The 13,164-nt window shown below is 49.0% G+C and carries 11 protein-coding genes; 1 reads left to right on the forward strand and 10 read right to left on the reverse strand.

Annotation, left to right across the window (positions count from 1 at the left end; genetic code table 11):
- The 8 genes from helD to H7C19_RS01650 form a co-directional block, all read right to left on the reverse strand.
- Nucleotides 1-2,418, reverse strand: coding sequence for an RNA polymerase recycling motor HelD (gene helD / locus H7C19_RS01615; protein WP_185140788.1), 2,418 nt, complete (start codon nt 2,416-2,418; stop codon nt 1-3).
- Between the two features lie 363 nt (nt 2,419-2,781).
- Nucleotides 2,782-3,411: a YdeI/OmpD-associated family protein gene (locus H7C19_RS01620; protein WP_185140789.1), complete on the reverse strand. Its 630-nt coding sequence runs from the start codon at nt 3,409-3,411 to the stop codon at nt 2,782-2,784.
- 200 nt (nt 3,412-3,611) lie between these two features.
- Complete coding sequence (gene sigJ / locus H7C19_RS01625) at nt 3,612-4,475, reverse strand: RNA polymerase sigma factor SigJ (protein ID WP_185140790.1); 864 nt, start codon at nt 4,473-4,475, stop codon at nt 3,612-3,614.
- Between the two features lie 21 nt (nt 4,476-4,496).
- A complete protein-coding gene (locus tag H7C19_RS01630; RefSeq protein WP_185140791.1) occupies nt 4,497-5,687 on the reverse strand; it encodes an NAD(P)/FAD-dependent oxidoreductase in 1,191 nt (396 codons plus the stop codon).
- Nucleotides 5,688-5,806: 119 nt separating this feature from the next.
- Nucleotides 5,807-6,808, reverse strand: a complete 1,002-nt coding sequence (locus H7C19_RS01635; RefSeq protein WP_185140792.1) for a hypothetical protein — start codon at nt 6,806-6,808, stop codon at nt 5,807-5,809.
- A 275-nt stretch (nt 6,809-7,083) separates the two neighbouring features.
- Nucleotides 7,084-7,374, reverse strand: coding sequence for a hypothetical protein (locus tag H7C19_RS01640; protein ID WP_185140793.1), 291 nt, complete (start codon nt 7,372-7,374; stop codon nt 7,084-7,086).
- Nucleotides 7,375-7,519: 145 nt separating this feature from the next.
- Complete coding sequence (locus H7C19_RS01645) at nt 7,520-8,089, reverse strand: YdeI/OmpD-associated family protein (RefSeq protein ID WP_185140794.1); 570 nt, start codon at nt 8,087-8,089, stop codon at nt 7,520-7,522.
- Nucleotides 8,090-8,258: 169 nt separating this feature from the next.
- Nucleotides 8,259-8,723 (reverse strand): VOC family protein, encoded by a 465-nt coding sequence (locus H7C19_RS01650; RefSeq protein WP_185140795.1) that lies wholly within the window; start codon nt 8,721-8,723, stop codon nt 8,259-8,261.
- A 100-nt stretch (nt 8,724-8,823) separates the two neighbouring features.
- Between H7C19_RS01650 and H7C19_RS01655 the strand changes: the two genes are divergently transcribed.
- Entirely contained in the window at nt 8,824-9,735 is a 912-nt protein-coding gene (locus H7C19_RS01655; protein WP_185140796.1) for a helix-turn-helix transcriptional regulator, read from the forward strand.
- Between the two features lie 201 nt (nt 9,736-9,936).
- On the opposite strand, the gene H7C19_RS01660 is transcribed toward H7C19_RS01655, so the two are convergent.
- Both H7C19_RS01660 and H7C19_RS01665 read right to left on the reverse strand, forming a co-directional pair.
- Nucleotides 9,937-10,551: a DUF1349 domain-containing protein gene (locus H7C19_RS01660; RefSeq protein WP_185140797.1), complete on the reverse strand. Its 615-nt coding sequence runs from the start codon at nt 10,549-10,551 to the stop codon at nt 9,937-9,939.
- Nucleotides 10,552-10,867: 316 nt separating this feature from the next.
- Nucleotides 10,868-13,123 carry an ATP-binding cassette domain-containing protein gene (locus tag H7C19_RS01665; protein WP_185140798.1) on the reverse strand — a complete coding sequence of 752 codons (2,256 nt, stop codon included), beginning with the start codon at nt 13,121-13,123 and terminating at the stop codon, nt 10,868-10,870.
- Between the last annotated feature and the right edge of the window lie 41 nt (nt 13,124-13,164).

Below are 13,164 nucleotides of genomic sequence, written 5' to 3' on the forward strand. Positions count from 1 at the left end.
TCAATATATTGCTTTCTCATACAAATTCGCAGGCAATGCCTGCACGAACGGCGACCAATCGCCCGTCGTGTAAAGACGAAGCCGGTGCATGGCCCGCGTACATGCGGTATACAGAAGCTTGCGTTCGTTTTCCCGACTGTAAGCTTGAGGCGAAGCCTCATATATCAGGACCGCATCGAACTCAAGACCCTTGGCGAGATATACGGGAACAACCATTACTCCCTTTTCAAAAGCGAGCGTCTCCTTCGTAATACGCTGCAGCCCTACGCCCCCTTGAATTCGCAACGATTCATAGGCCTCCTGGCTTTCGGCTGCGGTCTTCGTAATGACGGCGATGGAATCGAAGCCCTCGGCCCTGAGCGCCGCGATGTCTGCCAGAATTTGCGCATCTCGCTTCTCCCCGCCGTCCAGTCTCGTCAGAAGGGGCTTTTGGCCTCCCCTTTCAAACGGTACAATTTCTTCCCCGTCTGGAAGCATCGATTTCGTAAATTCCACAATCTCCCGAGTAGAACGATAACTGCGCACAAGGCGGATCAAGCTTGTTTCGGCTTCGCCATAAAGCCGAACCAGCGGCGAATCGGCCCCCTGCAGCTTAGTAGCCTGCGTGAAGATCGCTTGCCCGAAATCGCCGAGTACCGTCATCCGGGCACGTGGAAACAACTTTTTAATATATTCATATTGAAACGCCGAATAATCCTGGCCTTCGTCGACAAAGACATGCCGGATCTCCGTGTTCGTTCGGACGCCTTCGACCAGTTCTTTTACAAACAAATAGGGAGTCGCATCCTCGTGGAACAATTCGTTCCGGCTCAGCATATCCTTGGTTTGTCTGCAAATTTCAGCCCAATGCGGGGGAATGACGTTCTCATTTGTTTTCTCTCGATACGAGGCTTCGTCGCCGAATAATTGTCCATATATACCGTTGACATCGACAAACGAAAACTTCTTCACGCTTTTCCTTAGCGGCTTAAAGCTTTTTTTCACGATTGATCGAAGGATCAGTTCCTCCTCCCGCTGGGCGAAGTATACGTCGCTTTCATCTCCGCGACGCTTGTTATTCATTACCTCTCGAGCCATAGCGTATTGCTCCGAAAGGTCGAGTAGTTCTCTCTCTTTGTGCAGCTTGTCGAAAACCTCAGCGTACTGATCGTTATCGAGATAATTTAACTCCTCCTGCACCCAGGACGCTTCCCGTTCCTCGCGTTCGAGCGAAGCCAGTTCATTCAACAGCCATTCCTGCAAGAGAGCGACACGACTGAACAACGGCATGGAACTGTCGAAATCGTACATTTTCGCGCTCATTCGTTCCGCAGTAATCAAAACGCGATTTCGAAACCATATGTCTTTGAACCGCATACCTTCCCGCCCCAACCACTTCCCGTAGTTCTGCAGGGCTTTCAGAAAAGTATCGGAGGTTTTGTACGCGATCCCCTGGAGGCGAGCCTCATACCCCGGCGTTCCTTGTGCGGTCAGTACATATTCGATCTGATCAAAGGGATCCTCCGGCCGTAACGAGGGACCTAGCCAATAGTCGAGATATTCTTGAAAAGTCGTCTGCTGCATATTCTCTTCGCCGAGCTCCGGAAGGACGGTGGAAATATAACTGCCAAACATCGAATTGGGCGAGAAAAGCACGATCTGATCGGCCCTGATCGTCTGGCGGTGTTTGTAAAGCAAATACGCCACACGCTGCAAGGCCGCGGAAGTTTTCCCGCTGCCAGCCGCCCCCTGAACAATTAGCATCCGGCTTTTGTCGTTCCGGATGATGGCGTTCTGCTCCTTCTGGATGGTGGCCACGATACTCTTCATTTGCGAGTCCGCGTCCTTGCCGAGCACTTGCTGTAGCAATTCGTCTCCAATCGTTTCGCTCGCATCGAACATGGTGCGGATCTGTCCGTTCTGAATCTGAAACTGCCGTTTGAGCGTCATCGTCCCTTCGATCCGACCTGCCGGCGTGTCATAAGAGGCTCGACCCGGAGGATAGTCGTAGTATAGGCTCGCGATGGGGGAACGCCAGTCATAGATCAGAAAATTCAGTCCGTCATTGTCGACGAAGGAAGACACCCCGATATAGATCTGCTCGCTTGCGTTCAAGCCATCCTCCTGAAAGTCAACGCGCCCAAAATAAGGCGACGGGAGCAACCGTTTCATGCCGTTCCATTGATGCACCAACCGGTTGTGGCCGCGCTCTCGTTCGGCCAACATCGCGGACTGCTGCTGAACCGAGTAAAAGGTCTCTTCGAATTCTTCGGTCGTGCTCGTGTTGATCGACACTTCTTCCCAAAACCGCTTACGCATCTCCGCAGCCTGATCGCGCAGCCCGGTAACCGCCGGTTCCAACTCGTCGATCCTCGCTTTCAGCTTTTCCCTAACCTGATCCAGCCGTTCTTGTTCTGTCCGCCATTCCTTCGCTTCCATGTTTTTCTGAACACACTCCTTTTCAGTCCAGTTTGGATTAAAAGAGCATTGACAAATCAGAGGTCACTGGTGTAAAATAAATTTAGGAAAAGTGGATATTTCCGTTTTAACTCGATTTTTCAATGCGCTACTCATTATAGCATAGCGCTCTTTTTGCTTTCAAATATTTTTTGTCCCTTGGCTTGTTTGCCAAGCTTTTTTTATTTCCCCGCAAATTACGAGCTCACTCGTACTGGAGGAAATCGTTACTTTCTGCTTATCTTTAGAGGTCCTTTGCGTTTTCACATCCATGTTGGGATATAAAACAAAAAAGCTTGATTTCTCAAGCTTTCGCCAATTCAATGATGCCCCCGCTTTTTGTCGTTAGACTTCGATTTCATTTCTTTTCACATCAAATATCCTATCATCTAATCCCTTTCCATTGAGAATATGCGGCAAATATTTTTCAACTCTGGACTCTCGGGTTTTGGATTGCTTGGGTGCAGAAAAATGAAGAATGTACGCTCTTTGCCGTCCAGGCGTCAATGCTTCGAATGCCATTTTCAAGTCAGGGATTTCAATGAATTTATTTTGCAATTCTTCAGGAATGATGTTTTCCGTATTCTTGTTATAGTTCACTTGCAAACCGGCTTTTTCGACTTCAATGGCTTCATCAATATATGTTTTCAAGATAAGCTGCATCTCATCAATTTCTTGAACATGGGTGAACCGAATCTGGCGCGCCGCCTGTACATTCTCCGTTTGTTGGATTAGGATCCCATGGGGATCTTTTAACAAGGCGCCTTTGTGAAACAGAAGCGCACAGTATTCTTTAAATCCATGGATGAGTACGATGTTTTTATTCTGAAACGTGTAACAAGGGTGCATCCACTTAAATTCTTCGGTCAACTCGCAGTCAAGAACAATATCTCTCAACTTCTCGAATTCACCCTTCCACTTTTTGGCCTTGCTAAAAAACGGATCAATCTTCGGATTCCTTTTACCTTTTATCATTAAGGTACACACCTCTGCTTTTTGACAATCATCCAATCGTACCTTATTAAAATCGACTTGTTTTACGCAGAAGGTTAATCTGCCCACAATCTTATTTGAATTCGCACCAAGACCCGAAGGAAATTGGGACGTATGAGACGTTCGATCTCGTGCTCGCGGCCCGGTTCCTTATCATTATGAAAAAATCTGCAGTCGACTACCTAAACACGGGTAAGCTTATCCGGGTTTCGTACGATGTAGATTCCGGCAAGCTTTCCGTGTCGGCGTTGTAAAAATATGGCGGCCACGGTTTCGTCCCCCGAACGGAGTACTATACCGGTCTCACCGTTCAGAGGAGCAAACTCGGAGTGAAGACTTCCTTGATAATAGGGTTTTATGCCCTCGATCGCGCCGGCAAGGATTCGGGCCACTTGATCGCGCGATTGTATCGGACGCGTAAAGGCGAGTACTTTTCCGCCCCCGTCGGAGACAAGCATGACATCTTCGGTCAGCAGCGACAGCATCTGATCGACGTTACCTTGCTCGAGGGATGTGAGGAACCGGCTGACCCATGCCAATTCGACCGCATCGGCTGCGACGACCTCCTTCTCTGATATGCCCATTTTGCTTCTTGCCCGACTCATCAGCTTGCGGCAATTCGCCTCTTTCTTGTCGAGCAGCTCGGCTATTTCGGAATAATTGAAGCCCAGCGCCTCACGCAGGACGAATATCGCCCGCTCTGTCGGCGTCAGACTCTCCAACAGGACGAGCATGGCATAAGACAGCAGATCGCGGCGGACGACCGTCGTCTCGAGCGTATCCGCCTCCCGCGTACGAATCGGCTCGGGGAGCCACGGACCGACATACACTTCCCTCCTCCTCCGCGCCGACTTCTGCAGATCGAGACAGCGATTGGTTAGCATTTTGCACAAATACGCCTTCGGCTCCTCCAATCGTTCAGGATGTACATCGTACGCCTTAGCAAATACGTCCTGTACCGCATCTTCCGCGTCTGCCGCGGAGCCAGTCATCTGATAAGCCAGCGTGAACAACAGCGCTTTATATTGATCGTACAGCTCTTCCAATCGCTGTCCCTCCTTTCATTTCTATCTAAGCATACTGGCGGTATCCTCTACCAGCTTCTTGATTCTCCCCGGAATCTTTCCTGACATGACCATATCGAGTCCCCATGTGCGTATCCAGAACACCCCTTTTTGCCCCAGTGCGATGGTGAAAGCATCCATATTCGATTTGGCTGAATGATGACTTGGAGCCGGAATGCCCTCCAAATCTGCCATCACGATTTTCCCCAGTCGAACCCCTTGCTCCCCAGCTTCAAAGCACGTCATCTGAGTTGCTCTCCCGTCTCTCGGATCGACGATTCTCGTACAGTCGCCAATACTGTAAACGTTCGACATCCCTTGGACGCGATAACATTCATCCACCAGTACCTTCCCATCAGGAGTAAGCGGCAAGCCCATACCACGAAGGTCCGGATTGGGTATCAAACCCAATGTCCATATACATAGGCTAACCGCCAGACAATCGCCATTGCTGAGCATCATCGCTCCTGATTCCTCTCGTAGCGCCTTACAATTGTGAAGCACTGTCACTCCACACTCGATGAGCTGCTGATCCAACTTCCGTCTAAATTTCTCCGACACTTCCGGGAGCAGTCGTTCCTGTGCATTCAGCAAATAGACGGAGGCATCGGACGGATTCAGCCCTAGCACCGTTGCTTCCTTCCTCATGGCGAGCGCCAGCTCGGCGGACGTCTCAATGCCGCTGATGCCCGCTCCCGCAACCGCGATGGTCATCAGTCTCTTGCGTTCCTCAGGATTCGTCTCGTCTGCAGCTTTCCGCAGGTTGGCACGCCAATGTTCCCGGATGCCTGCCGCGGCTTGCGGGTCGGTCAAGGCGATGCCGCCTTGATCGGGATCCGGTCGCCGAACAATGCTGCCGACCGCCACGACTAGAAGGTCGTAACGAATTCGGGCATCATTTCCTTGCACATCCGTATATCGAAGCCGTTGTTCCCCACTATCCACGGACGCAACCTCACCTTGTACGAATTCGAAATCTTTTAGAGCTAAACGATTCCAGGGAATCATAATCTCTTCCTCGACCGCGGTCGGACGGAACATTCTCAATTTGCGCAAATGACCGGGCTGCTTGTCGATCAGAACAAACCGAATCCGTCGTCCGTTCGCTATGCCCCGGCTCTTTTCTTTTATTGCTTTGAGCGCTTGTAGCCCTGCATAGCCGCCTCCTATGATGACACATGTCAAGTCGTTCATCGTCCCTCAGCTCCTTTTACGTTTTGCACATAGAACGATGTAAGGCTCTGAATTGTGACGTCGGCGGCTGAAGGAGAATAATAAAGCTGATTGTACATACCACAGGTTCTAAATTTTATTCATTTCTTAATATCAAAAGTATCTACAAAATGTGGGGTATCGATCATTACATGCGGGACAATCACATGATAAGCCCACATATGCACCCACGGATTGCCGGTTCGATCCGTGAGCACCGACTTCACGACGCCGGGCATGAAATATTGCAGGAATAAAGCGCTAAGCGATGCGAGAAAAGCTCCGGGACTGCGAAAGACCATCCAACTGTCAAAAAAATGCAACGCGGTGTAGGCGAGTCCTCCGAGTACGATCGGGACGATCGCGTTATTCGTGACTGCTTTAAATCGCGGGTAAAGGATGGCGAATAGAAAAACGGCGGTCGGGATAGCCGTTCCAAACAAATTAAAGCTAAAGGCTGCAAAGCCTCCAAGGAGAATTTGCTTGGCCGACAGATGGAGCAGGGCATCGGACAGCCCTTCCAACTGCACAATGGATTCGATGATTAGAATAACGAGAATGATGATCGTGTCGCGAAGCACGTTTTTGTTCGAGATGATGTTAAGCTGCGAGAGCGTGTAGCCTTTTTTGAGCACCAAGTATACTATGGGCAGGACAGCATAAACAATAAAATTGAAGAATGCCCATACGAGCATTTCAGTCAGCTCCAGATGCTCGTGATTGCCATAGATGCTTCCCGCCAAGTGAAAGCTGATCGCGTGAAAGCCGAACAACTTGCCAAGTCCAAGACCCAACAACTGGGCAAACACCATATACCCCAGCAGAAGGGGGAGCTCTTTCTTGGACGTTTCCCTGCCGGGCGACTGCAGCTGCTTGTCTCGGTAGCCGCGTGTAATCAAGACGATTAGGCAGATGAGAAGGAATCCCCACAAGGAAGCGGCCTGAAAATCCCAATATCGCTCCGTGGCCGATGCGTATTCGACAAGAGGCTGGTGGGCGACAAAAGGCACGCCGAATTTCATGAAAATGAAGTAGATCACCGCAGATACCCCGATGTAGCCGGCAATCGCATACAACACATGCTTTCTTGTTCTTTTTTTCATAGGCATCGCCCTTCCTCCGCTCTGCAACATAAGAATGCCTTATTAATGAGGACAGTCGCGCTCATTTTATTTAGCACAACTGTATCATAAACAAACCGTTGCAGCAAGCGCAAAAAACACCGCCCTTATGGACGGTGTCGCTTGTATTGCAGGGCATCGAACGATAGTTCTTTGGTATTAATGGGATCGCCTTCGGGGAATCAGTGATCGGTTATGTCATCTGCGATCCAGCCGGGAATGGCTTGGACTGAAGACGCCTTCGAATCCAGAAACGGTTATTGCTCGACGACGACATCGTATTTCTCGGCAACGGTATTAAGGAGGTAATTCTCGATATTCTCGTAATCCCCAAGCTTGTCGCTGGTGATGACGATCGGCTCCTCCATTCCTCTGACGGACACCTTGATCCCTTCTACCTCGACCGTCCGCAGCAGCTTTCTTACCGGTTCCTTCACCTTCTCCAACCGATCGATCTTCATGTACTCGATCTTTCTGGGCGATTTCTCCTTCTCAAGCGTGAGCATCATTTCTGTCGCATCCAAGTTGACATCCACCGCTCTTGGCATAAATGAATGTCCTCCTTTGATTATCCCCATTGAGGGGACAGAATTGACGTGCTTACCCTTCAATTAACCGCAATGGCGTAGGTTGAAACAGCTTCAATTTATCCGGATTCAGGATAAAGTTTCATGACATCAACCCCAGAGAATATTAATAATCTAGTAGACGTCCATTATCGTTCCATTGACCGTACATAATGTTTTCTCTCGTGTTTATTATGAATTTGTCTAATCTACTCCTAAATAATTCTGGCTGATTCTTATTGCTTTGTATCGTATCGATCCGAACTCTTTTATAGAGATCTGGAAAAGCCATCAAATTCTCATATACTTGTTTTTCCTCTTTTAGCCTTTGCTTTATTTCCCTATCTATTGTAAAAGAATCGTGGTCCATATCAGGAAGAACCTTTCTTCCTTCGTCTCTCATTAACCCCAACTTTTCGAGGCGACGGACACGCTCTTTATTCAATTCAGTCCATGAACTTTTTTTACTTCTAGGAGACAGTCTCTGCGCTAGCTCAGTTTCAGATATTTTCTTTTTAACTCCGTCGATCCACCCAAAGCACAAAGCTTCCTCGACCGCGTCCAAATATAGCAACGTATCTGGGTTGGACGTCATGCTAACCAAGACCCAACAAGATTTTTCAGTCTTACCATTTTCCTGTATCCAAATCCTTAAATCTTCTCTCGATTTGACTGGAATTAGATTTTCAATTTCCATAGATAAGATATTCTCCTTTCTAAATTGATTCATATTTCCATAATAGCTTTACCATAGTATGCCTTGCCACTCGCCACAAGCCGATCGTCCTGAATATATCCAAATGTACTTTTTCAAAAAATGACATTAAAAAATGGCCTCCAACTGCAAGGCCATTTTATAGAAGAAGTTACTGTTTGTTGGAAATTACTCTATCAAGAAACTTATCTGCATCGCTATTAAATTTCCAGGAAACTCCAAACTTATCAACTAGCATTCCAAAGCAAGAAGACCAAGGCGTATTTGATAACGGCATCATCACATTGCCACCGTCAGACAAATTATTAAAGTATTCTCCCAGTGTTTGTTTATCATCAATGACTAGACTAATTAGTACATTATTTCCTTTCACCAACTCGCCTGTTACCATCTTCATTGAAGGCAAAATATCCGACATCATTATTTTCCCACCTGCGAATTCTATTGAAGACTCCATGATCATATTTAACTCATTTTCTGGCAATGGATAGTTTGGATCTTGTGGCAAATCCTTAAATTTAACTTTTTTCACTTCTTTTGCATTTAAAGCCTCCGAATAAAATTCAATCACTTGTTCTGCAATTCCATCAAAGTTTAAATATGCAATAGCCGACATAAAGTAATACCTCCTTCTTGTGATAAATGTAGTATAATCTATAAAAGGTGACAGCTATCTGTCACCTTTTATAGGTGAAGTAGAAAAAAGAGGAGAAAATATGGAAAAGGTTGAGAGATTAATATCTATAATAATGATATTGCTGAAAAAAGATGTCGTTTCAACAAAAGAATTCACGCAATTATTTAACGTTTCCAAAAGAACAATTCTTCGTGATATGGAAACACTGAGTTTATCAAACATCCCAATCTATTCGATCAGCGGAGTTAATGGTGGCTACGGTATTATGGATGAATACAAGTTTGATAAACGTCTTTTAAGTAGCTCCGACTTAGAGAATATATTAACTGCGTTGAGCGGTTTGGAACAAATTCTAATTAGCGAAGAAGTTGAAGTGACTATAAAAAAAATAGAAGCAATGGTTAGCCCATTGTCTCTGAAAGGTTCAATTCAACTGTCATTTTATGATTGGGAGGGTCGGTCTGAGATTCTTCAAACTTTAAAGACATGTCAAGAATCAATATTAAAGAGAAGGTTAGTTTCATTTGATTATATTGATAAAGATGGCATTAAAACAAATAGAATTGTCGAGCCCTATCAGCTTCATTTTAGCGAAGCGAGTTGGTATTTGAAAGGATTCTGTTTACATCGAATGAGATATCGAACATTTAAATTATCTAGGATCGATAATCTTAATATGGATCAAAAAACATATAACCCTAGAGATTATTTATTAGAACAAGAACGTGAAGCAAGTTATCAACCGCAACTAGTTACTATTAAGGCGTTGATTTCACCTAGCATAAAAGATCAATTCATTGAAAGGTACGGTCGAAAGAGTATTGAAAACTATAGTTCTGAATTTTTCTTAGCCACAATCTATGTTCCTCAGAACAGTACGGGATTTCAATTTTTAGCAAGTTTCGGTACAAATCTAGAAATTGTAGAGCCCAAAACATATGTTGAGGACTTTCGAATGTATTTAAATAAAATGGTGGAGAAATATTCCTAAAATGAACCGCTACCTTTTCACGTTATGCACCTTTTCGGAATCATGAAAACCCGCGATGAACGCGGGTTGGATTCGGTACATTCTTTTGTCGTCCGACATTTTCATACGTCGTATTACGCCTAGCGCCGTTTCTCCGTCAGCTGCAGGCGATAGCTCAGGCCCTCCATCGTGACCGCAATCGAGCCGTTCCTACCCGCGCGTTTATTCTGCTGGAGGATCGAGATGCAGGTCTTGGTCCGGCGCGGTCAAGTCCCAGCGGGTAAAGATCACCTCAAAGCCCTCCCGGGTGGGCGAGCAAGCATAAGGACCGGCTTGATTGCCCGATGGGTACGGAAACCGCGCGACCCGAATCGTCCGCCACGGATGGCGCTCGCTCCGGGCTCGAATAATGACGGCATCCTTCATGATCGAAGCGCGCAGGGTGACTTCCTCGCCCGCCCACTCCGGCACGGCCGCAAGCGACCAGTCGGAATAACCGTCCGTCACGACCGCGGCAAGCTGAGGAATGCCGTCGTTGATTTCGATGCCGGTTTTAATCCATTGCTCCGGACCGTGATACAACAGCAAGCCTGCCTGATCGTACAGCTCTGTAAAGGATCCGAGGCGGAAAGACACTTCGACAGCCGTGTCGCGGTCCCACTGCGCCAGCAACGCCGGTCCGTCTTCGAATTCAAAACCGTATAACGTCTTTTTCCAGAAGTCTCTGCCTTTCTCGGGCACCACCTTCAGCGCATCGCCTTCCACCCGGGAAGACTGGGGTGGGTTGAGCCATATGCCTGCGTTCCAGTCCATTCGCTTTCTGCCCTGCCGTGTCATCGAGACGACCTCCTTCGCTTAGACGGACATCTTCTGCAATTGCGCTTCGAGCCGGTCCAGATTTTGCTCGTTGGCCGGAGTCGCGAATTTCCGGACGGCGTTGAACACGGCGGCCGATTCGAAGCGCTGTCGCCAAGTCAGCAGCCCTTAAAGCTTTTGCTGCCGATACCTCTACTATAAAACATGACGCCACGTCTTGTACAAGCGTTAATATGAAGTTGCCATGTGGACGCCTCCCATTCGAACATGAAAAAGAGCCCTGCACAAAGGGCTCTTCTAAAAAAACAGCGTGCGCAACGCGGAATTATCTTTCTTCTTACCTCAAATATTTCCCCGTAATCGATTGCTCGGCATGAATAATCTGCGCCGGCGTGCCTTCGAACACGACCTGGCCGCCCTTGCTGCCGCCATCCGGCCCCATATCGACGATCCAATCCGCTTGGCTGATCACTTCGAGGTTGTGCTCGATGACGATCACCGTATTGCCGGCGTCTACGAGGCGGTTCATGATCGCAAGAAGGTGGCCGATATCCGACATATGCAGCCCGGTCGTCGGTTCGTCCATCACGTAGATGCTGCCGTTCTTGTGCAGTTCGCTAGCCAGTTTGATGCGCTGGCATTCCCCGCCCGAGAGCGTGCTGAGCGGCTGGCCGAGCGTAATATAGTTCAATCCAACGTCGCTCATCGCCTGGAGCTTGCGCACGACTTCTTTGAGCTCGAAAAATTCCAATGCCTGCTCCACCGTCATCTCCAGCACCTCGGCAATGGACTTGCCGTTGAGCTTGTACGCGAGCACCTCTTCCTTGAACCGTTTGCCTCCGCAGACTTCGCAGGGCAGCTTCACGCTGTCGAGGTACGCAAGATCCGTATACACGACGCCCAGTCCTTGGCAGTTCTCGCAAGCTCCTTTGGAGTTGAAGCTGAACAAGCCTTGGTTCACCTTGTTCGCTGTAGCAAAAGCCTTGCGCACATCGTCCATGATGCCCGTATAGGTCGCGGGATTCGAGCGCGTTGATACGCCTACCGCCGATTGGTCGATGACGATCGCATCCGGATGCTGGCGGAGGAAAACTTCGTTGATCAGCGTACTCTTGCCCGAGCCGGCGACTCCGGTAACGGCCGTAAGCACGCCGGTCGGAAGATCTACGCTCACGTTCCGCAAGTTGTGCAGCGTGGCATCCCGTATGGGCAGCTTGCCGGATGGCTGCCTGCAATCGTGCTTCAATTCGAGCGGCCGCTTCATGTGGGTGCCGGTCAGCGTATCGGCCGCAAGCAGACCTTGGAAGCTTCCTTCGAACACGATGTTACCGCCGCGGCTGCCGGCGTAAGGACCGACATCGACGATATGGTCCGCTACCTTGATCACATCGGGATCATGCTCGACGACAATGACGGTGTTGCCTTTGTCGCGTAGCTTCTGCAGCAATTCGTTTAACCGGTGCACATCTCGGGGATGCAAGCCGACGCTAGGCTCGTCGAAGATATACGTGACATCCACCAGACTGCCGCTTAGGTGCTTGACCATCTTGACGCGCTGCGACTCGCCGCCGGACAACGTATCCGTTTCGCGATCCAGCGTCAAATAATCGAGTCCAATGTCCACTAGATGCTGCAACCGTTCCGTCAGCGCCCTGACGATCGGATCGGCGATCGGGTCGTCGATCTCCCGAATGACCCGGATCAGTTGTCCGACCTCCATGGAGGACAGCTCAGCAATGTTGCGCCCCTGGATTTTGCAATGGAGCGCAGCTTGGCTGAGTCTCGCGCCGCGGCAGCTGGAGCAGGGGCCCTCGGTGATGTATGGCGCAACGGTTTGCTGCGTGCGCTCGGACATCGTTTTCAAATCCCGCTTGATATATTTATTGGTGAACTTTTCGATGAAGCCTTCCACCGTAATGTTCACGGTTTTCCCGCCGAACTGCGTCCCCACTTTCTTCGCTTTTCCGTACAGCAGCTGTTCCAGTTCTTCCTCCGAATAATCGCTCAGCTTCTTGTCGGGATCGAAAGGCCCCGACTGCACGATCATCGTCCAATCGAAGCCGTCCACGCCGTAGCCCGGCAGCAGGATGGCTCCATCGTTCAACGACTTCGACAAGTCCACCGCCTTGCTCATGTCGACGCCCAGGCTGCGCCCGATCCCGTTGCACTCGGGGCACATGCCTTGGGGATCGTTAAACGAGAACATGTGGGCTTGTCCGATATGGGGCTGACCCACTCGGGAGAAGAGCAGACGGAGGATGGGAGAAATATCGGTAATCGTGCCCATCGTGGAGTGCGAACCGCCGCCCAGTCGCTTCTGATCCACGATAACAGCCATGCTCAGGTTCTCGATCGCGTCTGCGTCCGGTTGCGGAAACCGCGGCAGAAAGTTACGGACGAACATACTGAAGTTTTCGTTCAGCAGACGCTGGGATTCGGAGGCGATGGTATCGAAAACGATCGATGACTTGCCGGATCCGGATACCCCGGTGAAGATCGTGATCTTCCGCTTGGGAATGCGCAAGGATACGTTCTTGAGATTGTTTTCCCTCGCACCCGAGATTACGATATACTCCTGATTCGATGCGCTCATGCTTAACACCCTTCCGATCGTGTAAATTCTACTCCTATTTG

The organism is Cohnella nanjingensis, assembly GCF_014212125.1.
Lineage (GTDB): Bacteria > Bacillota > Bacilli > Paenibacillales > Paenibacillaceae > Cohnella > Cohnella nanjingensis.